Source organism: Pseudomonas sp. FP453, assembly GCF_030687495.1.
Taxonomy (GTDB): Bacteria; Pseudomonadota; Gammaproteobacteria; order Pseudomonadales; family Pseudomonadaceae; genus Aquipseudomonas.
The window spans coordinates 3,415,433-3,440,528 of sequence record NZ_CP117435.1 but is presented as its reverse complement, the minus strand read 5'-3'; the positions used below and the strand labels follow the sequence as shown (position 1 = coordinate 3,440,528).

At 63.3% G+C, this 25,096-nt stretch carries 16 protein-coding genes and 5 pseudogenes; 8 read left to right on the top strand and 13 right to left on the bottom strand.

Going from position 1 to position 25,096, the window contains the following annotated elements; all coding sequences use genetic code 11:
- The first annotated feature begins 1 nt into the window (after position 1).
- On the top strand, positions 2 to 1,210 hold the full coding sequence (locus PSH87_RS15375) for an amino acid deaminase (protein WP_305430077.1): 1,209 nt from the start codon (positions 2 to 4) through the stop codon (positions 1,208 to 1,210).
- 117 nt (positions 1,211 to 1,327) lie between these two features.
- Positions 1,328 to 2,233 carry a sugar kinase gene (locus PSH87_RS15370; RefSeq protein ID WP_305430075.1) on the top strand — a complete coding sequence of 302 codons (906 nt, stop codon included), beginning with the start codon at positions 1,328 to 1,330 and terminating at the stop codon, positions 2,231 to 2,233.
- Positions 2,234 to 2,354: 121 nt separating this feature from the next.
- Here the strand turns inward: PSH87_RS15370 and PSH87_RS15365 are convergent, their stop codons facing one another.
- The 12 genes and pseudogenes from PSH87_RS15365 to PSH87_RS15310 all read right to left on the bottom strand — a co-directional run bounded on the left by PSH87_RS15365 (position 2,355) and on the right by PSH87_RS15310 (position 18,381).
- On the bottom strand, positions 2,355 to 2,630 hold the full coding sequence (locus PSH87_RS15365; RefSeq protein WP_017737235.1) for a peptidylprolyl isomerase: 276 nt from the start codon (positions 2,628 to 2,630) through the stop codon (positions 2,355 to 2,357).
- 45 nt (positions 2,631 to 2,675) lie between these two features.
- Positions 2,676 to 5,174, bottom strand: a pseudogene (locus PSH87_RS15360) (PAS domain-containing protein).
- 144 nt (positions 5,175 to 5,318) lie between these two features.
- A pseudogene (locus tag PSH87_RS15355) lies at positions 5,319 to 7,270 on the bottom strand (acetoacetate--CoA ligase).
- Positions 7,271 to 7,418: 148 nt separating this feature from the next.
- The gene (locus PSH87_RS15350; RefSeq protein WP_305430073.1) at positions 7,419 to 8,192 is read right to left on the bottom strand and encodes a 3-hydroxybutyrate dehydrogenase; all 774 of its coding nucleotides are present in this window, start codon (positions 8,190 to 8,192) and stop codon (positions 7,419 to 7,421) included.
- Between the two features lie 7 nt (positions 8,193 to 8,199).
- Complete coding sequence (locus PSH87_RS15345) at positions 8,200 to 9,591, bottom strand: GntP family permease (protein WP_017737231.1); 1,392 nt, start codon at positions 9,589 to 9,591, stop codon at positions 8,200 to 8,202.
- 297 nt (positions 9,592 to 9,888) lie between these two features.
- Entirely contained in the window at positions 9,889 to 11,286 is a 1,398-nt protein-coding gene (locus PSH87_RS15340) for a sigma-54-dependent Fis family transcriptional regulator (RefSeq protein WP_305430072.1), read from the bottom strand.
- 143 nt (positions 11,287 to 11,429) lie between these two features.
- Positions 11,430 to 13,001, bottom strand: coding sequence for an ABC transporter ATP-binding protein (locus tag PSH87_RS15335; RefSeq protein WP_305430070.1), 1,572 nt, complete (start codon positions 12,999 to 13,001; stop codon positions 11,430 to 11,432).
- 10 nt (positions 13,002 to 13,011) lie between these two features.
- Entirely contained in the window at positions 13,012 to 14,034 is a 1,023-nt protein-coding gene (locus PSH87_RS15330) for an ABC transporter permease (RefSeq protein ID WP_305430068.1), read from the bottom strand.
- Positions 14,034 to 15,095: a microcin C ABC transporter permease YejB gene (locus tag PSH87_RS15325; protein WP_305430067.1), complete on the bottom strand. Its 1,062-nt coding sequence runs from the start codon at positions 15,093 to 15,095 to the stop codon at positions 14,034 to 14,036. Before PSH87_RS15325 ends, PSH87_RS15330 begins: the two co-directional genes overlap by 1 nt.
- Positions 15,095 to 16,936: an extracellular solute-binding protein gene (locus tag PSH87_RS15320; protein WP_305430066.1), complete on the bottom strand. Its 1,842-nt coding sequence runs from the start codon at positions 16,934 to 16,936 to the stop codon at positions 15,095 to 15,097. The genes PSH87_RS15325 and PSH87_RS15320 overlap by 1 nt, the downstream gene beginning before the upstream one ends.
- A 130-nt stretch (positions 16,937 to 17,066) precedes the next feature.
- Positions 17,067 to 17,348 (bottom strand): peptidylprolyl isomerase, encoded by a 282-nt coding sequence (locus tag PSH87_RS15315; protein WP_010210937.1) that lies wholly within the window; start codon positions 17,346 to 17,348, stop codon positions 17,067 to 17,069.
- 538 nt (positions 17,349 to 17,886) lie between these two features.
- Entirely contained in the window at positions 17,887 to 18,381 is a 495-nt protein-coding gene (locus PSH87_RS15310; protein ID WP_017737020.1) for a DUF1543 domain-containing protein, read from the bottom strand.
- Positions 18,382 to 18,487: 106 nt separating this feature from the next.
- On the opposite strand from PSH87_RS15310, the gene PSH87_RS15305 reads away from it, so the two are divergent.
- Complete coding sequence (locus PSH87_RS15305) at positions 18,488 to 19,309, top strand: aldo/keto reductase (protein WP_017737019.1); 822 nt, start codon at positions 18,488 to 18,490, stop codon at positions 19,307 to 19,309.
- Here PSH87_RS15305 and PSH87_RS15300 read toward each other — a convergent pair.
- Positions 19,306 to 19,821 carry an Hcp family type VI secretion system effector gene (locus tag PSH87_RS15300; protein ID WP_305430065.1) on the bottom strand — a complete coding sequence of 172 codons (516 nt, stop codon included), beginning with the start codon at positions 19,819 to 19,821 and terminating at the stop codon, positions 19,306 to 19,308. The genes PSH87_RS15305 and PSH87_RS15300 overlap by 4 nt on opposite strands.
- Before the next feature lie 470 nt (positions 19,822 to 20,291).
- Between PSH87_RS15300 and PSH87_RS15295 the strand changes: the two are divergent.
- The 5 genes and pseudogenes from PSH87_RS15295 to PSH87_RS15275 all read left to right on the top strand — a co-directional run.
- Positions 20,292 to 20,600: pseudogene (locus PSH87_RS15295) on the top strand (type VI secretion system ImpA family N-terminal domain-containing protein); the annotation flags it as partial.
- A pseudogene (locus PSH87_RS15290) lies at positions 20,600 to 20,893 on the top strand (type VI secretion system baseplate subunit TssF); the annotation flags it as partial. The pseudogenes PSH87_RS15295 and PSH87_RS15290, both read left to right, overlap by 1 nt.
- A pseudogene (gene tssM, locus PSH87_RS15285) lies at positions 20,874 to 23,573 on the top strand (type VI secretion system membrane subunit TssM); the annotation flags it as partial. The pseudogenes PSH87_RS15290 and tssM, both read left to right, overlap by 20 nt.
- Positions 23,570 to 24,283: a PP2C family serine/threonine-protein phosphatase gene (locus PSH87_RS15280; RefSeq protein ID WP_017737004.1), complete on the top strand. Its 714-nt coding sequence runs from the start codon at positions 23,570 to 23,572 to the stop codon at positions 24,281 to 24,283. The pseudogene tssM and the gene PSH87_RS15280, both read left to right, overlap by 4 nt.
- Positions 24,280 to 25,095 carry a serine/threonine-protein kinase gene (locus PSH87_RS15275; RefSeq protein WP_305430064.1) on the top strand — a complete coding sequence of 272 codons (816 nt, stop codon included), beginning with the start codon at positions 24,280 to 24,282 and terminating at the stop codon, positions 25,093 to 25,095. The genes PSH87_RS15280 and PSH87_RS15275 overlap by 4 nt, the downstream gene beginning before the upstream one ends.
- The last annotated feature ends 1 nt before the right edge of the window (position 25,096 follow it).

Genomic DNA, 25,096 nt, shown 5'->3' with positions numbered 1-25,096 from the left:
CATGTCTGCCATCAATGCCGTTGAAAAGGGCGCCGCCGCCGTCGGTGCCCACCTGGTCCGTGACGTCAGCCTGCCCGCCCTGGTGCTGCACCGCGAGGCCCTGGAACACAACATCCGCTGGATGCAAACCTTCGTCAGCAACAGCGGCGCCGAACTGGCGCCCCATGGCAAGACCAGCATGATGCCGGCGCTGTTCCAACGCCAGATCGCCGCGGGCGCCTGGGGCATCACCCTGGCCAGCGCAGTGCAGACCCGCGCCGCCTATGCCGGTGGCGTGCGCCGCGTGCTGATGGCCAACCAACTGGTGGGCGCGCCCAACATGGCGTTGATCGCCGATCTGCTGGCGGACAAGGATTTTGATTTCCACTGCATGGTCGATCACCCGGACAACGTCGCCGACCTCGGCCTGTTTTTCGCCGCCCGTGGCCTGCGCCTCAACGTGATGATCGAATACGGCGTGGTCGGCGGCCGTTGCGGTTGCCGCAGCGAGCAGGAAGTGCGCGACCTGGCCAAGGCGATCAAGGCCCAGCCGGCCCTGGCCCTCACCGGGATCGAAGGCTACGAAGGGGTGATCCATGGCGAGCACGCCATCAGCGGTATCCGCGACTTCGCCGCGAGCCTGGTGCGCCTGGCGGTGGATCTGCAGAACAACGGTTCATTCGACCTGCCCAAGCCCATCGTCACCGCTTCGGGTTCGGCCTGGTACGACTTGATCGCCGAGTCTTTCGAGGCGCAAAACGCTGCCGGCCGTTTCCTCAGCGTGTTGCGCCCCGGCAGCTACGTGGCCCATGACCATGGCATCTACAAAGAAGCGCAATGCTGCGTGCTCGACCGTCGCAGCGACCTCAGCGAAGGTCTGCGCCCGGCCCTGGAAGTCTGGGCTCATGTGCAATCGATGCCCGAGCCGGGTTTTGCGGTGATCGCCCTGGGCAAGCGCGACGTGGCCTACGACGCCGGTTTGCCAGTGCCGCTCAAGCGTTACAAGGCGGGTGTTGTGGGCGCCGAAGGGGATGATGTGAGCGCGTGCAAGGTCACGGCGGTGATGGACCAGCATGCGTTCATGACTGTTGCGGCTGGGGTTGAACTGCGCATTGGCGACATCATTTCCTTTGGTACTTCGCACCCGTGCCTGACCTTTGACAAGTGGCAGGTGGGGTGCCTGGTGGATGAGCAGTTGCAGGTGGTTGAGAGTCTGCATACCTGCTTCTAGACCGAGTCGCGGCCATCGCAGGCAAGCCAGCTCCCACATTTGAAAGTGCTCACAGATCAAAATGTGGGAGCTGGCTTGCCTGCGATGGGGCCCTGAAAAACACCCGAGAAAACCGCCATGACCACCCTCCCCCACATCGCCCTCATCGGCGAATGCATGATCGAACTGCAACACCGCGCCGACGGCAGCCTGCACCAAAGCTTCGGCGGCGACACCCTGAACACGGCGGTCTACCTGCGCCGCGAGCTGGGCGATAGCGGCCATGTCGACTATGTGACGGCGCTAGGCGATGACAGCTTCAGCGACGCCATGTGCCAGCAATGGGCTGACGAAGGTCTTGGCCTCGGCATGGTCCAGCGCCTGCCCGGGCGCTTGCCGGGTTTGTACTGCATCCAGACCGACGCCAATGGCGAACGCAAATTCCTCTACTGGCGCAACGAAGCCGCCGTGCGCGACTGCTTCACCACGCCCGCCGCCGAACCGATCCTGGCGGCGCTGCCGGATTACGACGTGGTGTATTTCAGCGGTATCACCCTGGCAGTGCTGGGTGAAATCGGCCGTGAGCGCTTGCTGCACACCTTGGTCGAAACCCGCCGGCGCGGCGGCAAGGTGGTGTTCGACAACAACTACCGCCCGCGTTTGTGGGCCAGTGTCGAGGCGGCACGTGAGGCGTATGGCAAGGTCTTGGCCGAGGTGGACATGGCGTTGCTGACTGAGGATGACGAGCGCGCGTTGTTTGGGTATGCCAGCAGTGAGCAGGTGTTTGCGGCGTATCCGGCGATTGCGGAAGTGGTGCTCAAGCGTGGTGCGCAGGACTGCCTGATCCGTTTCAAGGGCGAGCGCTTTGGCGTGCCGGCGGTGAAAGTCGAGAAGGTGGTGGATACGACGGCGGCGGGGGATTCGTTCAGTGCGGCGTATCTGGCCAGCCGCTTGAAGGGCGGCTCGCCGCAAGAGGCAGCGGTGGCGGGGCATCGGTTGGCGAGTCGGGTGATTCAGTTGCCGGGGGCGCTGATACCCCGATGAATGGCCGCCTGCGGCGGATCGCGGGCAAGCCCGGCTCCCACAGTTGATCGAGTTTTGTTTGAAGGAACTCGGTCAACTGTGGGAGCTGGCTTGCCTGCGATAGCGGCTTCAAGCCAACCCCTCAGTCGCGGTAAAACACCTGCACCAGGTGATACCCAAACTTGCTCTTGATCGGCCCATGCACCACCCGCAGCGGCTTCTTGAAAATCACCGCGTCAATCACCCCCACCATCTGCCCCGGCCGAATCTCCCCCAGATCACCGCCGCGCTTGCCTGACGGGCAGGTGGAGTACTTCTTCGCCAGCACGTCAAAGGCTTCGCCCTTGGCAATGCGCTGCTTGAGTTGTTCGGCTTCTTCGCTGGTTTTCACCAGGATATGACGGGCTTGGGCTTTCATTGATCTCTACCAGGTACCTGCAACGGCGGGCGATTATGCCTGAACTCATTCGACCACGCTGATCATGCTGCGGATTTTCGTGGCCAGCAGGTCGATGGAAAACGGCTTGGCCACCATGTCCATGCCGTCCTCCAGGAAACCCTGGCGCTCGGCGGCCTTCTCTGCGTAACCGGTCATGAACAACACGCGCAGGCCCGGCCGATGCTGGCGGGCGATCTCTGCCAGTTGCCGGCCGTTCATGCCCGGCAGGCCGACGTCGGTGACCAGCAGGTCCACGCGCAAATCCGATTCCAGCAGCGGCAGCGCGGTGCGGGCATCCGCCGCCTGGTGGGCGGTGTAGCCCAACTCGTCGAGCACGTTGACCACCAGCATGCGCACGGCCGGGTCGTCTTCGACCACCACCACGGCTTCACCGGCCAGGGCCACCGGCGCTTCAGTCAGGCTGGCCGGCAGGCTGCTTTCCAGCGCGGTGCCGTGCAGCCGCGGCAGGTACAGGCGCACGCAGGTGCCCTGGCCCGGTGCGCTGTGGATGGTCACGTGCCCGCCGGACTGCTGGGCAAAGCCGTAGATCATCGACAGCCCGAGGCCCGTGCCTTGGCCGATGGGCTTGGTGGTAAAGAACGGGTCGAACGCCTTGGCGAGGATCTTCGGCGCCATGCCCGCGCCGTTGTCGCACACGCCGAGCATCACGTAGTCGCCGGCTTTCACCGGTTCCAAAGTGGTGATGTCGGTGCCATCCAGGTAGCTGTTGGCCGTTTCGATCAGCAGTTCACCGCCGTCGGGCATGGCGTCGCGCGCGTTGATCACCAGGTTGAGCAGGGCGTTTTCCAGTTGGCTGGCGTCGGTGTTCACCGGCCAGATGTCGTGGCCCAGTTGCACCTTGAGCGCGATATGCGCGCCCTTGGTGCGGCGGAACAGGTCTTCCAGGGACGCCACCAGCTGGTTCGGATCCAGCGGGCGGCGGTCCAGGGACTGGCGCCGGGAAAACGCCAGCAGGCGATGGGTGAGGGCGGCGGCACGGTGGGCGGAGGACACGGCGGCGTCGGTAAACCGGCCGATTTCGTCGCTGCGCCCGGCGGCGATGTAGCGTTGCATCAGGTCCAGGCTGCCGATGATCCCGGTGAGCATATTGTTGAAGTCGTGGGCGATGCCACCGGTCAGCTGGCCCACGGCTTCCATCTTCTGCGCATGGCGCAGGGCGTCTTCGGCGCGTTCGCGTTCAAACATCTCGTTTTGCAGGCGCTGGTTGGCTTCAGCCAGCGCCTGAGTGCGCTGGGCCACACGTTCTTCGAGGTTCTCGTTGAGGTTGCGCAGGGCTTCTTCGGTGAGTTTGCGTTCGGTTTCATCGATGACAAAGATGTAGAAACCATTCACCGAACCGTCATTGCTGAAACGCGGCAGGTACTTCATCAGCGCGTGACGCGGGCGCCCATCGCGGTGCGGGGTGATGGTCTGGAAGCTGCACGCCTTGCCCTTGAGCGCCGCGTTGATCTGGTCCTCGCGGCCGGCATACACCTCGTCGCCGAGCACTTCGCGGATGCTCTTGCCGTACAGCTCCTGGGGCGTCATGCCGTACCACTCCAGGTACGCGCTGTTGTTCAGGCGAAAGCGTTGTTCGTGATCCACATAACCGATCAGCACCGGCATGGCGTTGATGATCAGCTGCAACTCGGTCTGGCTTTGGCGCAAGGCCTGTTCGGTGTGCTTGCGCTCGGTGAGGTCCAGCGCCGCGCCGAGAAAACGCGCGGGGCGGCCCTGGTGGTCCTTGTAGCAACGCCCCCGGGCAAACACCCAGCGCACCGTGCCGTCGGCTTGTTGCAGGCGGTATTCCTCGGCGTATTCGGTGCCAAAGGTGATGCAATGCTTGATGCTGCGCGCCACCATGCCGCGGTCTTCAGGGTGCACGCCTTGCAGGTAGGCGCTGATGGGCAGCAGGCTGGCGTGGTCGGGGGCCACGCCGTGCAGGTAGGCGAAGTGGGCGTCGGCGATAAAGCGGTCTTCGCCGATATCCCAATCCCAAGTGCCCACCGCGTCGGTGGCGCGGCCAGCGCCAGTTGCAGGCGTTGCTCGGTATTGTGCTGGGCCTTGCGGCGTTCGTTGGTCTCGATGGCGGTGACCAGGATCCCGGCGACGCTGCCGCTTTCATCACGCACCGGGCTGTAGGTCAGGTCCAGCCAGATCTCGGTATCACGGTGATTGCGTTGCAGGATAAAGCGCTGCTCGGTGAAGGTGCGCACCTGGCCTTCGAGCACGGCGTTGTAGATCGGCGTGGTGAAGCTTTGCAGCTCTGGCCAGGCCTGGTGTGCCGGCTGGCCGAGGGCGTCGGGGGTGCTTGTTGCCGGCCAGCAGGGCGAAGCCGTCGTTGTAGAGCTGGGTCAGTTGGCTGCCCCACAGCAGGAGCATCGGCATCGGCGAGTGGACGACAATATCCACGGCAGTGCGCAGGCTTTGTGGCCACTGGTTGATCTCACCGAGGGGGCTTTGCGCCCAGTCCAGCTGCGCGATCAAGGCGGCGGCTGCGCTGACGGTGGGTGTTCCATTCATGAAAAAGCCCTGAGCTTGACGCTTTGAAATATGACAAACGCCGATTATCCCGTGAGTCGGGAACGGCTGACTACCCCTCGAAAAATAGCATGCCTTGGGGTTTTGTCTTCAAATGAGTGTGTCAGGGCTGAAACCTTTCATCTTTCACGCCAGTTCGGGGCGGTCGCGAAACTCCTCCAGGGCCTGTGGGTTGGCGAGGGCGTCGGTATTTTTCACCGGTTCGCCATGCACCACGTTGCGCACCGCCAATTCGACGATCTTGCCGCTGATGGTGCGGGGGATATCCGTGACAGCGAGGATTTTTGCCGGCACATGACGTGGCGTGGTGTTGGCGCGGATCACCTGGCGGATCTGCTGCTCCAGGGCGTCATCCAGCACGACACCATCGTTGAGGCGCACAAACAGCACCACCCGCACATCGTCCTGCCAGCGCTGACCAATGGCCAGGCTTTCCAGCACCTGCGGGACTTTTTCCACCTGCCGATAAATCTCCGCCGTGCCGATGCGCACGCCGCCGGGGTTGAGCACCGCGTCGGAGCGACCGTGGATCAACAGGCTGCCGTTGGGGCGTTGCTCGGCGTAGTCGCCCTGGGCCCATACGCCGGGGAACTGGCTGAAATACGAGGCGCGCAGCTTCTTTTGTTCGGGATCGTTCCACAAACCGATGGGCATCGCCGGGAAGTGGCGGGTGCAGACCAGCTCGCCTTTTTCGCCGATCAGCGCGCGGCCCTGGTCATCCCAGACCTCGATCGCCATCGCCAGGCTCTTGCACTGCATCTCGCCCTGGCGCACCGGCAGCACCGGGTTGCCGATCACAAAGCACGACACGATATCGGTGCCACCGGACATGGATGACAGGCACAGCTCAGCCTTGATCTCGCGGTACACGTAGTCGTAGCTCTGCGGCGACAGCGGCGAGCCGGTGGAGATCAAGCCTTTGAGGCTGCTTAGATCGTGGCTCAGGCGCGGTTGCAGGCCGGCCTTTTCCAGGGTGGCGAGGAACTTGGGGCTGGTGCCGAACACGCTGATCCGTTCGGCATCGATCAAGTCAATCAAACGCTCGGGCCCCGGATGAAATGGCGAGCCGTCATACAGCACCGCCGTGGCGCCGATGGCCAGCACCGAGACCAGCCAGTTCCACATCATCCAGCCGCAGGTGGTAGTAGAACAGGCAGTCCTCGCGGTTCAGGTCGGCATGCAGGCCGTGTTCCTTGAGGTGGGTGAGCAACACGCCGCCGGTGCCGTGGATGATGCACTTGGGCACGCCGGTGGTGCCGCTGGAATAGAGGATGTACAGCGGGTGATCGAAGGGCACGGCGACGAATTCAGGCTCGCCGCCGGGTTGGTAGAAATCGCCCCACAGGCTCACGCTGGCCGCCGTTTGATAGTCCTCGACCTGCGCCTGGGGCCGTGCGTACGGCACGACGATCAGTTGTTCCAGGGACGGCAGGCGTTCGAGGATTTCATTGAGCTTGGCGCTCTGGTCGATGGTTTTGCCGGCGTAGCGATAACCGGCGCAGGTGATCAGCACCTTGGGTTCGATCTGGCCGAAACGGTCGATCACGCCCTGGGTGCCGAAGTCCGGCGAGGAGCACGACCAGATCGCCCCAAGGCTGGTGGTGGCAAGCATGCCCCACCAGGGTTTGCCAGGTGTTGGGCATGCACGCGGCCACGCGGTCGCCCTGGGTCACGCCGATGGCCCGCAGGCTCTGTTGCAGGCCGGCGACGTGGGCGGCCAGTTCGGCGTAGGTCAGGTGTTCGCGCTGGCCGTCTTCGCTGATGGCGACTACGGCGGGGTGATTGTCACGGCGGCGCAGCAGGTGTTCGGCAAAGCTCAGGGTCGCGCCGGGGAACCACTGGGCGCTGGGCATTTCAGCGCCTTCGATCAGCACCGTGCTGGGTGGACTGCGAAATTGCACGTCGAAGAACGTGACGATGGCCTGCCAGAAGTCGGGGCGCTGGTCGATGCTCCATTGGTGCAGGGCGGGGTAGTCGGCGAGTTGCAGGGCGTAGCGCTCGTTGATGTAGCGGCGGAACTGGTCCATGCGCGTGGCGGCGATGTGTTCCGGGGAGGGTTGCCAGAGGATGTCGGACATAAAGCTGCCTCTTATTCTTGAACAAACGCAGATTAAAACTGTGGGAGCTGGCTTGCCTGCGATGGCGGTGTGTCAGTCACTGATGTGTTAACGGGCCTACAGCTATCGCAGGCAAGCCAGCTCCCACATTTGACTCGCTGTGTTTGAGCTACTGGGCCAGCCAGCCACCGTCGATGTTCCACGCGGCACCGCGCACCTGGCTGCCGGCTTCGCTGCACAGGAACAGCACCAGCTCGCCCAGTTGCGGCGGCGTGACAAATTCCAGCGACGGCTGCTTCTCCGCCAGCAGATCATGCTGCGCCTGCTGCGGGTCCACGCCGGTGGCGATGCGATCATCGATCTGCTTCTGCACCAGCGGCGTCAGCACCCAGCCCGGGCAGATGGCGTTGCAGGTCACATTGCTGGTGGCCGTCTCCAGGCCCACCACCTTGGTCAAGCCGATCACCCCGTGCTTGGCCGCCACATACGCCGCCTTGCCGACCGAACCGACCTGGCCGTGCACCGAGGCGATGTTGACGATGCGCCCCCAGCCCTTGGCCTTCATCCCCGGCAGGCTCAAGCGCGTGCTGTGGAACACCGACGACAGGTTGATGGCGATGATCGAATCCCAGCGCTCGGCGGGGAAGTCTTCCACCGCCGCCACGTGCTGGATGCCGGCGTTGTTCACCAGGATGTCGACGCCGCCGAATTCACGCTCGGCGTAGGCGAACATGTCGGCGATCTGCGCCGGGTCGCTGACGTCGGCCGGGTGATGGCCGACCTTGCCGCCAAACGCCTGCACCTGGGCGATCACCGCGCTGGCGTCGCCGAAGCCGTTGAGGATCAGGTCGGCGCCGGCCTTGGCCAGGCTCAGCGCTATCCCCAGGCCGATGCCGCTGGTGGAACCGGTAACCAGGGCGGTCTTGCCGTTTAAAGTCGTCATGAAAACCTCACACAATGCCGGTGGCGTAGAAAGTCCCGATCACCACGAACACCGCAAGGGTCTTGATGATGGTGATGCCGAAAATGTCCTTGTAGGCTTCGCGGTGGGTCAGCCCGGTGACCGCCAGCAGCGTGATCACCGCGCCGTTGTGGGGCAGGGTGTCCATGCCGCCGCTGGCCATGGCCGCCACGCGGTGCAGCACTTCAAGGGGGATATTGGCCGCATGGGCCGCCGAAATAAAGCTCTCGGACATGGCCGCCAGCGCAATGCTCATGCCGCCCGAGGCGGAACCGGTGATACCGGCCAGCAAGGTCACGGTAATCGCTTCGTTGACCAGCGGGTTGGGGATGCCCTTGAGCCAGTCCGCCAGCACCAGAAAGCCCGGCAGCGAGGCGATCACCGCACCAAAGCCGTATTCCGACGCGGTGTTCATCGCCGCCAGCAACGCGCCGCTGACCGCACTTTTGCTGCCTTCGGCGAGCTTGCTTTTGATCGCCGACCAGCCGAACACCAGCACCATCAAGATGCCCACCAGCAGCGCCGCCTGCACCGCCCAGATCGCGGTGAGCTTGGCGATTTCAGTGGTCACCGGCGCGCTCATGCCCGGCAGGGCGAGGCTGTGGGTCTTGCCGTACCACTGCGGAATCCAGTGGGTAAACAGCAGGTTCATCACGCCCACCAGAATCAGCGGCGACAACGCGATCCACGGGTTGGGCAAGCTGAGGTTTTCGGCGGTTTCCGGCTCGTTACGCAGCTCGGTGCCATAGCCTTCGCCGGCGCGTTGGGCCTTGTTGCGCTGGCGCGCCAGGTAGAGCATGCCGGCGCAGAACACAAAGATCGTGCCGATCACGCCCAGCCACGGCGCGGCCCAGGCGGTGGTGTTGAAAAACGTGCTGGGGATGATGTTCTGGATCTGCGGCGTGCCGGGCAGGGCGTCCATGGTGAACGAAAACGCACCGAGGGCGATGGTCGCCGGGATCAGGCGCTTGGGGATATTGCTCTGGCGAAACATCTCCGCCGCAAACGGGTACACCGCAAACACCACCACAAACAGCGACACGCCGCCGTAGGTGAGCAGGGCGCAGACCAGCACGATCACCAGCATCGCCTGGCGGGTGCCGAGCAAACGGATCGCCGCGGCCACAATCGAACGGGAAAAGCCCGACAGCTCGATCAGCTTGCCGAATACCGCACCGAGCAGGAACACGGGGAAATACAGTTTGATAAACCCGACCATCTTCTCCATGAACACCCCGGTAAAGGCAGGCGCAACGGCGGACGGATCGGTGAGCAGGACAGCGCCGAGGGCGGCGATGGGGGCAAACAGGATAACGCTATAGCCACGGTAGGCAGCCAGCATCAGCAGCGCGAGGGCTGCCAGGGCGATGATTACACTCATGGAGTGTCTCCAGATCGAATTGTTATTTTTGTGGGGTGTTGCGGTGGGGAGAGGCTATAGCGAGATGCGTGCCAACAATATAACTAGTTGAAATATAACGATAAAAATCTTATTTGGAGTGAGTGCTTTGAATTTTGTCTCAAGTTAGAGACAAATGAAGATCCCCTGTGGGAGCTGGCTTGCCTGCGATAGCGGTCTATCAGCTTGCTCACCTGTCACTGATGTACCGCTATCGCAGGCAAGCCAGCTCCCACAGGTGCCTGTCTTGAATTTGAGAGTTATGTCTCTTTATGGAGACTAGGCGATGCCCAGCGCCACCATCTTCTTGTACAACGTCGACCGCCCCAGCCCCAACCGCTTGGCCGCCTCCACCACATTCCCCCCGCAGGCCTCCAACGCTGCCGCAATGATCTGCCGATCAAACCGCTCCCGCGCCGCGCTGAAGCTTTCGCCCTCTACCGCCGCCACCGCACTGCGCGCGACCGGGGTAAAGGTGCCGATCGCCGCACGAATCTCCTCGGCATTCAGCACCAGGTCATCACTCAACAACGCCGCCCGTTCCAGCACATTGCGCAACTCGCGGATATTCCCCGGCCATGCGTGTTGCGCCAGCAGCGCCAGGGCTTCGCGGTCCAGTTCGTGCTGGCTGCGCAGTTCCTCAAGGATCGCCTCGCTCAGCGCCGGGATATCTTCCAGGCGCTCGCGCAACGGCGGCACCTGGATCGGCAGCACGTTCAGGCGGTAATACAGGTCTGCACGAAACTCCCCGCGCTTGATCGCCGCTTCCAGGTCCATGGACGTCGCCGCGATCACCCGCACATCGCTGTGCAGCATTTCGTTGGAGCCTACCGGTTCGAATTCCTTTTCCTGCAATACCCGCAGCAGTTTGCTTTGCAGCGGCAGGGGCATATCGCCGATTTCATCGAGGAACAGCGTGCCGCCCTGGGCGATCTGGAATTTGCCGGGACGGCCCTTGCGGTCGGCGCCGGTAAACGCGCCCGGCGCGGTGCCGAAGAATTCGGCTTCCAGCAGGTCGGCGGGAATCGCCGCGCTGTTGACGCTGACGAATGCCTTGTGCGCACGGGGTGACGCGCCGTGGATCGCCTGGGCCAGCAATTCCTTGCCGGTGCCGGTTTCCCCCAGCAGCAGCACCGGCGACTCGGCGCTGGCACTGCGCCGTGCGCGGCGTTTGACTTCGAGGCTGGCGGCGCTGGTGCCGATAAAGTGCGCAAAGTTGTATTTGCTCTGCCGCGAACGCAGCAACGATCGGGTCGAGGCCAGTTCCTGCTGCATGCTCAGGTAGCGCTCGATCAGCGGCGACAGGTTGCGCAGCTCATCGAACAGCGCAAAACCAATCGCGCCGATCACCGCGCCGGCATCGTTGTGGATCGGCAGGCGCATCACCACCAACGGGCCTTTGGGCGTGTCCTGGATGTCCAGCAGGATCGGCAGGTCGGTGCGCACCACCTGGCGCAACAGGCTGTTGGAAATCACCTTTTCACACGGCTGGCCGATGGCTTCATCGGCGCTTTTCAGGCCGAAGCGCTTGGCGTAGCGCTCGTTCATCCAGACGATATTGGCGTCGCGATCGACAATCACCGTGCCTTCGCTGGACTGCTCGATGATCTCGAACAGCGACTGGATGGCCAGGCCGCGCACCTGTTGGTAGTCCTTGAGGCTTTCGCTGGTGTTCATGCTTATGCCGCCAACACAAAATAGGAGTGGGAGTGCGATCCTGTGGGAGCTGGCTTGCCTGCGATGGCGGTCTGTCAGTACCGAATATATATTGACTGATACATCGCTATCGCAGGCAAGCCAGCTCCCACAGGGGACCGTGTTTACAGGGGGATATTGGCGGCGGCCAGCAGCTCTTGGGTGTAGGCATGCTGCGGCGCTTCGAATACCTGATGACTCGCCCCGGCCTCCACCACCTTGCCATCCTTGATCACGATCATGTCATGGGCCATGGCCCGCACCACCGCCAGGTCATGACTGATAAACAGGTAGGTCAGGCCATATTTCTCCTGCAGCTCACGCAACAGCGCCACCACCTGCTTCTGCACCGTGCGGTCGAGGGCCGAGGTCGGTTCGTCCAGCAGCATCAGCGCCGGCTTGAGCACCAGGGCGCGGGCGATGGCGATGCGTTGGCGCTGGCCGCCGGAGAATTCGTGGGGGTAGCGGTGGCGGCTGGCGGGGTCGAGGCCGACGTCCTTGAGCACCTGGATCACTTGTGCATCACGGTCCTCCAGGCTGCATGGCGCGTGCACTTCCAGGCCTTCGCTGATGATCTGCTGCACCGACATGCGCGGGCTGAGGCTGCCATAAGGGTCCTGGAACACCACCTGCATTTGCTTGCGCCACGGGCGCATCTGCTGGTGGTTGAGCGGGTCGAGGGCGGTGCCCTGGAAGCGGATGCTGCCGGTGGAGTCCAGCAGGCGCAGGATCGCCTGGCCCAGGGTGGACTTGCCCGAGCCGGACTCGCCGACAATCCCCAGGGTCTTGCCGCGCTGCACGCTGAGGCTGATGCCGTCTACCGCACGCAGATAGGTCTTGCGCCGGAACAGGCCGCCGCCGAGGGGGAATTGCACGCTCAGGTCGTCCACCTGCAACACCGTTTCACGCGGGTCGCTGCACAGCACGTCGCCCGAGGGTTCGGCGTCCAGCAGCAGGCGGCTGTAAGGGTGCTGCGGCGCGGTGAACAAGGTCTGGCAGTCGGCCTGTTCGACGATCTCGCCGGCGTGCATCACACACACGCGCTGGGCAATGCTGCGCACCAGGTTGAGGTCGTGGCTGATCAGCAGCAGCGACATGCCCAGGCGCTGTTGCAGGGATTTGAGCAGCAGCAGGATCTTGCGCTGCACCGTGACGTCCAGCGCGGTGGTGGGTTCGTCGGCGATCAGCAACTCGGGCTCGCAGGCCAGGGCCATGGCAATCATCACCCGTTGCCGCTGGCCACCGGAGAGTTGGTGGGGGTAGGCCTTGAGGCGTTCCTGGGGTTTCTGGATGCCCACCAGGTCGAGCAGTTCAAGGATGCGCGCCTGCGCCGCCTTGCCGCCGAGGCCCTTGTGCAGCAGCAGGGTTTCGCCGATCTGCTTTTCGATGCTGTGCAACGGGTTGAGGGAGGTCATCGGCTCCTGGAAGATCATCGCGATGCGGTTGCCGCGCAGCTTTTGCAAGGTTGCGGCCGACGCGCCGATCAGCTCCTGGCCGCGGTACTTGATGGAACCGGTGGTTTGCGTGCCGGCCTCGGGCAGCAATTGCAGGATCGAATGGGCCGTCACCGACTTGCCCGAACCCGACTCGCCCACCAGCGCCAGGCACTCGCCGGGGCGCACGTCCAGGCACAGCGTGTTCACCACGGTCTGGCCGTTGAAGGCGACGCTGAGGTCGCGGATCTCGATCAGGTTCATATGCAATCACTCATGAGCGGGGGTCGAAGGCGTCACGCAGCGCCTCGCCAATAAACACCAGCAGCGACAGGATCAGCGCCAGGGTGAAAAACGCCGTCAGGCCCAGCCACGGCGCTTGCAGGTTCTGCTTGCCCTGGGCGATCAACTCGCCCAGCGACGCGCTGCCGGCGGGCATGCCGAAGCCGAGGAAATCCAGGGCGCTCAAGGTGGAGATCGCCCCGGTCAAAATGAACGGCAAGTAGCTCAGGGTGGCGGTCATCGCATTCGGCAGGATATGCCGGCGGATGATCTTCGCGTCGCCCAAGCCCAGGGCCCGTGCGGCCTTGACGTATTCCAGGTTGCGCCCGCGCAGGAACTCGGCGCGCACCACGTCCACCAGGGCCAGCCAGGAAAACAGCGCCATGATCCCCAGCAGCCACCAGAAATTCGGCTCGACAAAACCCGACAGGATGATCAGCAGGTACAGCACCGGCAGCCCGGACCACACTTCCAGCACGCGCTGGCCGATCAAATCCACCCAGCCGCCGTAATAGCCCTGCAACGCCCCGGCGGCGATGCCGATGGCCGCGCTGATCGCGGTGAGCGCCAGGGCGAACAGGATCGACACCCGCGCGCCAAAGATCACCCGTGCCAACACGTCCCGCGACTGATCGTCGGTGCCCAGCCAGTTCACCGCCGAGGGCGGGCTGGGGGCAGGGCGGGTCAGTTCGTAGTTGGGCGTGTCGTCGCTGAACGGGATCGGCGGGAACAGCATCCAGCCGCCGTCCTGTTTGATCAGCTTTTGCACGTAGTCACTGCGGTAGTCGGCCTGAAACGGCAACTGGCCGCCGAACTGCTGCTCGGTGTAGCGCTTGAACACCGGGAAATACAGCTCGTTCTTGAAGCTCAGCACCAGCGGCTTGTCATTGGCGATCAACTCGCCGCCGAGGGTGAGGATAAACAGGCCGATAAACAGCCACAGCGACCACCAGCCGCGCCGGTTCTTCTTGAACCGCTCGAAACGCCGACGGGCCACGGGAGACAAATTAAGCATCAGGCGTTCCTCGCGGCGAAGTCGATACGCGGGTCCACCAGGGTGTAGCAGAGGTCACCGATGAGTTTTATCAAGAGGCCGAACAGGGTGAAGATAAACAGCGAACCGAACACCACCGGATAGTCCCGCGAGACCGCCGCTTCGTAGCTCATGCGGCCCAGGCCATCGAGGGAGAAAATCACCTCGATCAGCAGGGAGCCGGCAAAGAACACACTGATAAAGGCCTGGGGAATCCCCGAGATCACCAGCAGCATGGCGTTGCGGAACACATGGCCGTACAACACGCGCCGTTCGCTGAGGCCCTTGGCGCGGGCGGTGACCACGTACTGACGGGTGATTTCATTGAGGAACGAGTTTTTCGTGAGGATAGTCAGGGTGGCGAACCCGCCGATCACCAGCGACGTCACCGGCAGCACCAGGTGCCAGAAGTAGTCGGCGATCTTGCCCACGGCGCTCAGTTCTTCGAAGTTTTCCGAGACCAGCCCGCGCACCGGGAACCAGTTCAGCGAGGTGCCGCCGGCGAAGACCACGATCAGGAACATCGCAAACAGGAACGCGGGCATCGCGTAACCGATGACGATGGCGGTGCTGCTCCACACGTCAAAGCTGCTGCCGTGACGCACCGCCTTGCGAATCCCCAGGGGGATCGACACCAGGTAGGTGATCAGCGTGGCCCACAGGCCGAGGGAGATGGTCACCGGCATCTTTTCCAGGATCAGGTCGATCACCGTCTTGCCGCGAAAGAAGCTGTTGCCGAAATCCAATTGGGCGTAGCTGGTGAGCATCAGCCACAGGCGCTCCGGCGCGGGCTTGTCGAAGCCGTATTGTTTTTCGATGTCCTTGATCAGCTTGGGGTCCAGGCCACGGCTGGCGCGGGAGCCGCCGCTGATGCCGTCGCCGCCCGAACCGCCCACCGCGCCGCCGCCGATGCCTTGCAGGTGGGCGATGGCTTGTTCCACCGGCCCGCCGGGCGCGGCCTGGACGATAACGAAGTTGACCAGCAGGATGATCACCAGCGTGGGAATGATCAGCAGCAGGCGCCGCACGATATAGGCAAACATCAGTGGCTGCCTCCGCGTTGTTTCATCTGTTCGTCTGTCAGCGGCGTGGGGCTGATTTCCCACCAGCTTTCCAGGGCTTCATCGTTCTTCGCCTCGACGGCCGGGCGGCCGAAGCGGTTCCACCACGCGGCGGACGTGCCGGGCGGGTAGTAGTTGGGAATCCACAAGTAGTTCCATTGCAGCACCCGGTCCAGGGCGTGGGCGTAGGTGAGCATCTGCGCCTGGGTGTTGGCCTTGACCAGGCCCTTGATCAAGGTGTCGACGGCCGGGTCCTTGAGCACCATGTAGTTGTTGGCGCCGGGGTCGAACGCGGCGTCTGAGCCGAAGTAGTTGTACAGCTCCATCCCTGGCGAGGTGGTGACCGGGAAGCCGACCACGATCATGTCGTAGTCGCGCGCCATCATGCGGTTGACGTATTGCGAGGGGTCGATGCGGCGGATGTTCAAGGTGATGCCGATCTGCGCCAGGTTGCGCTTGTACGGCAGCAACAGGCGTTCCAGGCCGTTCTGGGTGTTGAGGAAGGTGAACTCCAGTGGCTCGCCCTCGGCGTTGACCAGCCTGTCGCCGTCCGGTTTCCAGCCGGCGGCTTCCAGCAGGGCCAGGGCTTGCAGCTGCTTGTCGCGGATCATGCCGCTGCCGTCGGTGACCGGGGCCTTGAATACTTGCGTGAAGACCTCGTCGGGAACCTGCCCGCGCAAGGGTTCGAGGATTGCCAGTTCTTCTGGCGTCGGTGGTTGGCTGGCGGCCAGCGGGCTGTTGGAGAAGAAGCTCTGCTGGCGGATGTACATGTTGCGCATCATCTGCCGATTGGCCCATTCGAAGTCCCATAGCATCGCCAACGCCTGGCGCACGCGGCGGTCCTTGAACATTGGTTTTTGCACGTTGAACACGTAGCCCTGGGCCGGTTGCGGCGCCTCTTTGGCCAGGTGCGCACGTTGCAGGCGACCATCGTCGAGGGCCGGGCCGTTGTAGCCGATGGAATAGCCGGTGGCGGAAAACTCGCGGTTGAAGTCATAGGCGCCGCCGCGCAGGACCTGGCGCGCCACTTCGGTGTCGCCGAAGTATTCCAGGCTCAGGTGATCGAAGTTGTACAGGCCACGGCTGACGGGCAGGTCCTTGCCCCACCAGGCGGGGTCGCGGGTAAAGGTGATGGTGCTGCCGGAGTCGATCTTGCTGATCTTGTACGGGCCGCTGCCCAGCGGTATCTCGTAGCCGCCGCCATTGGCGAAGTCGCGGGTTTTCCACCAGTGTTCGGGGAGCACCGGCAGGGTCGCGAGGTCGAGGGGCAGGGTACGGTTTTCATTGCTGGAGAAGTCGAAGCGCACTTGGCGCTCACCTTCGACTTCGACGTGCTTGACGTCGGCGAACAGCGTGCGAAAGCCCAGGCGGCCTTGGGTCATCAGCAGGTTGTAGCTGTAGCGCACGTCTTCGGCGGTGATCGGCGTGCCATCGGCGAAGCGCGCCTTGGGGTTGAGGAAGAAGCGCAGCGACAGGCCATCCTCGGCGCGTTCCATCTTCTCGGCGACCAGGCCGTAGACCGTATAAGGCTCATCCAGGGAGCGCTGGGCCAGGGGCGAATAGAGCCAGCCGTCGACCTGGGACACGCCGATGCCTTTGTCGATATACGGCAGCACATGGTCAAAACGCCCGATCTCGATGGCCGAGCGCTTCAGGCTGCCGCCCTTGGGGGCGTTGGGGTTGACGTAGTCGAAGTGGTGGAAGCCGGCGGGGTACTTGGCCGGTTCGCCGTACACGGTGAGGTACGGTTGCGGCGCCGCGAGCACGGCGGTGCCGGTCAATAGCAGGGAAGCAGCAAGCAGTCTTAGAAAAGCCAATCGCATTATCAGCCTTGAGCGCCGGGTGAACAGGAATAGGGATTTGTACGCTAACGGCATCCGTGTCGCCAGTCGTCACATGCACAACGGCCCACCAAGAGGCGGGCCGTTGTTTATAGCATCAGCGCAGACTGGATCAGTCCTGGCGGCTGGTGACTTCCAGCAGGTGGTAGCCGAACTGGGTTTTTACCGGGCCTTGCACGGTGTTGACCGGGGCGCTGAAGACGACGGTGTCGAATTCCTTGACCATCTGGCCTGGGCCGAACGAGCCCAGGTTGCCGCCGTCGCGGCTGGATGGGCAGCTGGAGTTGGCTTTGGCGATTTCTGCGAAATCAGCGCCGCCTTCGATTTGGGCTTTGAGTTCGTTGCACTTGTCTTCAGTGGAAACGAGGATGTGACGGGCGGTGGCTTTGGCCATGGGGAGGATCTCCTTGGGGTAAAAAGGGGGAGCGTACCGGATTCAGGCGGTTATTTGTTGGCAAAGTTCCGCTGGTTTGGCTTTTGGTGGGAGTGAGTACATATCCGTTGCTGAGGTAACGGCTGCTTATGGTTCCGCCCTTACGGCGGCTCACTTTTGAAGAGCGCAAAAGTAAGCAAAACGCTTTTGCCCCAACACTCGGTGCCTCGCCTAGGCTCGGCATGCCCGTAATCCGACATGGATTTGGGGGGCCGCCGCCACGCGCCATCCATGGCGCGGGGCGGCTAAACCGGCATCCCTGCCGGTTTACCCCCCAAATCCATTTCGAATTCCGGCCAGCGTGTTTAACGGGGCGCCCAAGATCAAAATCAAAAGCAAAGCGCGGCGGCCTAGTAGCCGACCTGATCGATGAAGCGTACGCATTCCCCTGTGGGAGCTGGCTTGCCTGCGATGGCATCAACTGGGTTTTTCTGATGTACCGAGTTGTCTGCATCGCAGGCAAGCCAGCTCCCACACAAGCCAGCTCCCACATTTGCCATCAGGGCAGCACGATATAGTCATTGTGCTGCACGATCGGTCGATGCTGGCCTTGCTCTAGATGAATGTAACGCCCATCCACCAGGTCAATCGGCAGGCAGTCATCAATATCCATCACGGCATCGGTATGGGCCTGGGCCCACTGGCGCAGCATCTGCTGCTTGCCCAGGGCTTTTGCTTCCCGGGCATCGCGCGCCACCACCAGTACGTAGTGGTGAGCTTCGCCAAACACGCTGGCTTCATAACCGCCCAGGTTAATGAAAAACAGGCGCTGGGCGCCGGCAGCAGGCGCCAGGTGGCTGAGCTGGATCTTCCAGCCGTCCACGCCATCCACCGCCATCCACGAATCAATGTGTACACCCTTGGGGCTGCCAAACCAGGCATCGCGCAATTGCGGGTAGGTGGCTTGCAGCGTATCCGCCACGGCGAATACCACATCGTGCACTTCGATCCTGGCCCGTGGGTGCTTGCCCCCGAGCATGACGACAAACAGCATTGCAGGTTCTTCCTGGCGACTTGGCAGGCGCCAACCATACTGCGATTGAACCCTTTTGTCCGGCCAATGCCACACTGTTTATCCGCGAACTCATCAGGAGGTTGTCATGCGTACCATTGATCTGGCCGGTGTTCCGGTCCCTGTTGTCGGCCAGGGCACCTGGCGCATGGGCGAGGACCCGAGTCAGCGCCGTGCCGAAGTCGCGGCCTTGCAACTGGGGATCGACGAGGGCATGACCCTGATCGATACCGCCGAGATGTACGGCGAAGGCGGCGCCGAGGAGGTGGTCGGCGAAGCCATTCGCGGCAGGCGCGACCAGGTGTTCCTGGTGAGCAAGGTGTATCCGCACAATGCCAGCCGCAAAGGCGTGCCACGTGCCTGCGACGCCAGCCTGCAACGCCTGGGCACGGACTACATCGATCTGTATCTGCTGCACTGGCGTGGCCAGTATCCCCTGGAAGAAACCGTCGAAGCCTTCGAGCGCTTGCGCGAAGCCGGCAAGATCGGCCGCTGGGGCGTGTCCAACTTTGATGTGGCAGACCTGCAGGAGCTCGCCGCCCCGGCGTGTGCCACCAACCAGGTGCTCTACAACATTGAAGAGCGCGGCATCGAGTTCGACTTGCTGCCCTGGTGGCAGCAGCACCATCTACCGCTGATGGCGTACTGCCCGATTGCCCAGGGCGGCGCGTTGCTGGCCAGCCCCACCCTCAAGCAGATCGCCCGCCGTCATGACGTGACCCCGGCACAGGTGTCCCTGGCCTGGGTGTTGCGCCAGGACGGCGTGATCGCCATCCCCAAGGCCGTGACCCCCGAGCATGTGCGGCTGAACGCCCGCGCGGCACAGCTGGTGCTGGATGAACATGACCTTGAGGCCATCGACCGGGTGTTTGGTGCGCCGAAGCGCAAGCACCCATTGGCGATGGTCTAGCCGGCTACGGGCGTGCGCCAGTCGTCCGAGCCGGACGTACCGGCCACTTCGTGGGTCCAGACGATCTTGCGATAGGTGAAGTGCACGTCCTCCAGATGGGTGAAGTGCGCATTCGCCGGGTCCTGGCAATTGGGCATGCGTGACTGGATATCGACGATGGTCGCGCCTTCCAGCTCGATGGTGAAGTAATGCTCCTGGGTGCCGGCCGAGGAGGTACGGAACCACTCCAGGCGGCATTTGACCTCTTCGCCCGCCGTGAGCGCGCTGAAAAGCAGGGGTGAGGACTTGCCGAAGATCTTGCTGATCATCAGCGGCTTGTGCACACGCTGCCCGGTGGGTTGGCCGGATTGCGGGTCACGGGGAATGATTACCTGATGGCTGAACGCCTGCACCAGAATCTGATCTTCATGGCCTTCCTGGTAGATGTTGCCGACCGAGTCCTGGGTAAACGTGCCTGCGGTAATCAAACCTTGTTTGACACCGGTAATGGAGAGATACGCGGGTGTTGGCATGTCGCTTTCCTTGCCTGGTTATTGAGAGGGGCCCACGCGGCGCAGGGTGCCGGATGGGCAAGGTCCTATAACAAGAAGCGTGCCTGAAAGTGCAGGGGGTAATGAAATAAGGGGTGGCTGGTTAGTTGGGCGTAAGTTGGCCAGTAGTTATACGGTATTTGCTCGCATTAACTGCGCAGCAGTGTGCATTTAATTGCTCATCTTGTTGCGCCGCGGATTTAAAAGGTTTGCGTGATTCTTGACGGGTTTCGTGCTGATCAAGCTGCGCAAATAATTGCGCATCGCCTTGTTTTATAAGAGTTGTAGGATATTCCTTAACCCCGGTTGTGTTGCTTGCCCAATGCTGTTGGCGTGGCTAAGGTTTGCGAGCTTCGCGGTGATTTGGCGAAGTTGATGCGGCACGCTGATCGCGCGTTTTAAACGATGATTAGTTTGCCCGCTCTGCCTTTAATCTTCGTCCATGGTTGCGCATGATCTACTCAGACAAACTGCTGGATTATTACCTTGAATTGGCGCGCTCACCTTGCGCGCCGGCGAGTTTTGCCGGCAGTGACATGCGCTTTTCAAGTGAATATGAAGCGCTGGAGTTCGAGCTGGCCAAGGCACAATCAGTACATGGCGGCGGCCAGCCGGACTGGCAGAAGGTCAGGGGCGTCGCTGAGGGTCTGTTGCGCCATCACTCAAAGGATTTGCGCGTCGCAGTGTGGTTGACCTGGGCACTGCATCAGTGTGAATCCTTCCCGGGGTTGCTCGCAGGCCTTGGGCTGCTGCGTTATCTCGCCAGCGTGCCTCGGCGCAGCATGACGGGTTGGACACCTGGCTGGTCGTGGGCCACGGCCATGAGCAGGAAACACTGTCGGTCGAGCTGACCTGCACCCACCACAACCTGCCTCGGCAACTGCAGGTGGGCGATATTCGCCAGGCCTGCGAGCAGACGCCGGAATTTGTCACCTTCCGCAACATCAGCGTGCCGACCCCCAGCTTCGCGCCGCCCCTGGACCAGGATTTCCTGTGGAAGCTGATCAGCCACATGTCGCTCAACTACCTGTCGCTGGGCGACGTTGCTGGGCTTGCTCAGGACGCGGCGCAAGGCCAGCCCGCTGGCCGGCGTGGTGGTGACGTTGTCGGTGCAGACCTTGCTCGCCAGCCACGAACACGACCTGGACCTGCATGCCCGCCAGGTGCATGGCCGTTTGCAGGAGATCCGGCAGGCGTTGCATGTGGATGTGCCCATCTACCTGGTGCTGACCCACGCGGACCGTTTGCCGGGGTTTGCCGAGTATGTCGATTCACCCCAGGCGCAAGCGGCTCAAGGCGTGTGGGGTGAGTCGTTGGCTCTTGGCACGACGGGGGACGATAGAGACGTGGTACGCCAGGCCTTTGAGGCCCTGCTGCAACGCTTGAGTGGTGGGCTGATCACACGTTTGCATCAGGAGCGCAACGTGGAGCGCCGTGCGCGCATGCTGGAGTTGCCGTCACACCTGGCGCGGATGGGCGAGCGTTTGTGCGTGTTTATCGAGACGGCGTTCCGCGCCCATTGTGCCCCGCGTATCAACGGTGTGCGCGGCTTTTACCTGACGGGGGCGGGCGACGTACGGGCGCACTGTGTGCCGGCGCTGTTCCGCCAGGTCATCCTTGCCGAAGCCGACCTCGCCGGCCTGCATGGCAGGGAGCGCCAGCGCCTGCATTGGCGCCAGGCCGGGTTGAGCCTGGCGGCGTTGTTGCTGCTGGGGGCGGGCGCGGCCTTGTGGATGCACAGTTACACGGCCAATCACCAGCGTCTTGGGCAACTGGTTGAATTGGCACACGAGACCGCAGCCTTTGCGACAGAGCCCGACAGCACCCTGATGGTCCTGGCGCAGCTGGACCGACGCTTTGCCGCCACCCTGGTGTTCCCGGCCAAGGGCGATGCCCGGCTGGTGGAGCGCGCGGGCCTGTACCAGGGCGACCTGAGTGCGCCGCTGTTGGCGGGTGCCTACGAGCAGGCCTTGCTCCAGCAGTTGCTGCCGGCCGTCGTCGCGCTGCTGGAGGAACAGGTGCAGGGCAGCCTGGCAAACCGCGAGCGGTTGCTGGACGCCCTGCGTGCGTACCTGATGCTGACACTGCACGAACGGCGAGAGAACAGCTGGCTGGCCGAACGTGTGGCGCAAGCCTGGTCCGCACGTTATGCCGGTGCGGCCGCGGTGCAGGAGCGTCTGAATGCCCACCTGGCGCGGCTGCTGGCGTTGCCGTTCGCGGCGCCGCTCAATGATGCACGGGTGGCCCAGGCACGCCAGGTGTTGCGCGGTGAACCGTTGGCCGACGTGGTCTACCGGGTACTGCGTGAACAGGCGCGTGACCTGGAACCTCTGCACCTGGCGGAGGGGCCGGCGTTCGTCGCCATCGATCCGCCCATTCCCGGCTTTTACACCATGCGCTTCGTGCAGGATTTCGATGTACAGGGGCCTCGGTTGGTGAATGCCATTGCGCAGGACAACTGGGTGCTGGGCGAGAGCGCCGACCTCGGCGCGTTGGAGTTGCGCCGATTGATGCTGGCGTTGGAGCAGCGCTATTTCAGCGAGTACGCCGATGTCTGGAGCCGCGCCCTGGGCCGGCTTCGACGGGCGGCGAGCGACGACCTGAAGCAGGACGCCACACGGCTGGCGAGCATGACGTCGGCCCGTTCGCCCCTGGTGCTGCTGTTGCAGCAGGTGCGGGAAAACACCCTGCTCGCCGCCCCGTTACCGATGGCTGAAGACTCCCCCCGGCGCACGTTGCAGCGGCGTTTTGAGGCGCTTCACCAGTTGTTGGATGAGCAGCAGAACCCCGGCACGGAGCTGACCCGGGCATTGGGCGTGCTTGATGAACTGCACCTGCAACTGGTTGCCTTGAACCGCGACGGAGCGGCCGGGCAGGCTGCGTTCCTGCGCGTCAAACGGCGTATGGAAGGGCAGCCGGACGTGCTGGGCACACTGCGCGACGCCGCCGCACGTTTGCCGCTGCCACTGTCGGGCCTGTTAGACGGCATGGCCGATGACAGCTGGCAGCATTTGCTGGAGGAGGCCTACGTGTACGTCAATCAGCGTTATCAAAGCGAGGTCTATGGGCTTTACGCCCAGGCGATCCGTCAGCGTTACCCGTTCAATGCCCACGCTGCCAGCGACGTCGCCCTCAGTGATTTCCAGGCGTTCTTCAAGCCGCACGGCGTGATGGCGCGCTTTCACGACAGTTATCTGCGGCCGTTCGTCAGCGGCGAGGGCGGGCGTTATCGTTTGCGCAGCCTGGACGGACGCAGCCTGCCGATGACACGCGGGGTGCTCGATCACTTGAGCAAGGCCCAGCTTATCCGCCGCAGTTTTTTCACCGATGGCGGGGGCGACCTGCGGGTGCGGTTTACCTTGGCGCCCTACAGCCTGGATCAGGCCGTCAACCGGGCTGTGTTGCGCATGGGTGAGCGCCAGTTGGAATACCGCCACGGTCCCATCGTGCCGATAGCGTTCCAATGGCCTGATGAGGCCGAAAACGGTCGCAGCAGCCTGGTGCTGGAACGGGGCACGGAGCGGCCAGTGGGGCTGGAAAAAAACACTGGTGCCTGGTCGTGGTTTCGCCTGGTTGATCTGTTGCAGAGCGAACCGGCCGGTGGTCGCGACGGGCACTTGCTCAAGGCCGACCTGGCCGGTTTGCGTGCCAACTTCCTGCTGACCAGCCAACGCACGCCCAGCCCGTTCCCGTTGGGGGATTGGCGCACGTTCCGTTTGCCGGAACAGTTATGAGCCCCACGCCCGCGCCTTGGCACAGTGCCGGGCGCACCCAGCGCGGCAAGGTCCGCGCGCGCAATGAGGATGCCTTTCTGGACCGCCCGCAGAGCGGTTGCTGGGTGGTGGCGGACGGGATGGGTGGGCATCGCGCGGGCGATGTCGCCAGCCAAGCGGTGATTGCCAACCTGGCTGCGTTGCACGACCAAGGCCCGCTGGACCAACGGGTCGAGGCGTTGCGCCGCTGCCTGCATCGGCTGGATCGGCGCCTGGCCCTTGAAGGCCTGCACGCTACGATCGGCAGCACGGTGGTGGCATTGCTGCTGGAGGGGCATCGCGCCGCCTGTGTGTGGGCGGGAGACAGTCGTTGTTACCTGTGGCGCGCGCACCGCCTGTATCAGCTGTCGCGAGACCATTCAGTGCTTGAGCGACTGATGGCCGAGCAGCAGTTGAGCCGTGAGCAGGCACAGGCCCATCCGGATGCCCGGGCGTTGACCCGTGCGGTCGGCGGGCGTGAGCCGTTGAGCCTGGAGGTGCTCGAACTCGACACGCGCCCCGGCGATGTATTCCTGTTGTGCAGCGATGGCCTGTATCAGGCGCTCAGCCATCGGGAATTGGGCAGTGCCTTGAGCCAGGGCACGGCGCAGCAGATGGTGGAGCACTTGTTTGCCCTGGTGTTGCGCGGCCCCGCACGGGATGACCTGACGGCCGTGGTCGTGCAGCCATGACTGAGGCGAGGATCGTCCCTGGCCTGCTTGCCGGGCGTTATCACCTTGAGCAGGTGCTCGGCACGGGCGGCATGGGCGTGGTGTATCGCGCCCGCGACTTGCTGCACGAGCAATTTGGCGAGCCCTGCTCGCGCGTGGCGTTGAAAGTGGTGGGCGAAGGCCTTGCCCGGTCCAGTGACGCCCATGTGCTGTTGTTCAGCGAATTTGCCGTGACCCGCAGCCTGCGCCATGAGGGAATCGTGCGGGCGTTCACCTTTGAGGTCGATAGCGCTTGCCAGATGGCCTTTTTCACCATGGAACTGCTGACGGGCCTGACCTTGGACCGGTTGCTGCTGGAATGCCCTGGCGGCTTGCCCTGGTCGCAGTTGCAGCCGATGGCGCTGCAGGTGCTCGACGCGCTGGCGTACGCCCATGGGCAGGGCGTGCTGCACGGCGACTTGAAACCGGGCAATGTGCTGCTGGGCGAGGCGGGCATCCGCTTGTTCGACTTTGGTTTGGGCCAGGGTGAGGGGTTGCCGCAGTTGAGCCGTGGCCGTTTCAACGCGTGGACACCCGCATATGCCGCCCCGGAAATGCTCGGCGGTGGTGCGCTGACACCGGCGGCAGATCTCTATGGCGTAGCCTGCATGCTGTACGAACTGGCTGAGGGCGGGCGCCCCGACGAGCGTCAGTCCCTTAAGCCGCGCAGACTTCCCAGGCAATACTGGCCTGCGCTCAAGACCGCATTGGCCGTGGACCCGGAGCGCCGGGCCATCAGCGTCGCCGAATTGCGTGAAACGCTGGCCCGTGACTCAAGACGCTGGTACCTGTAGC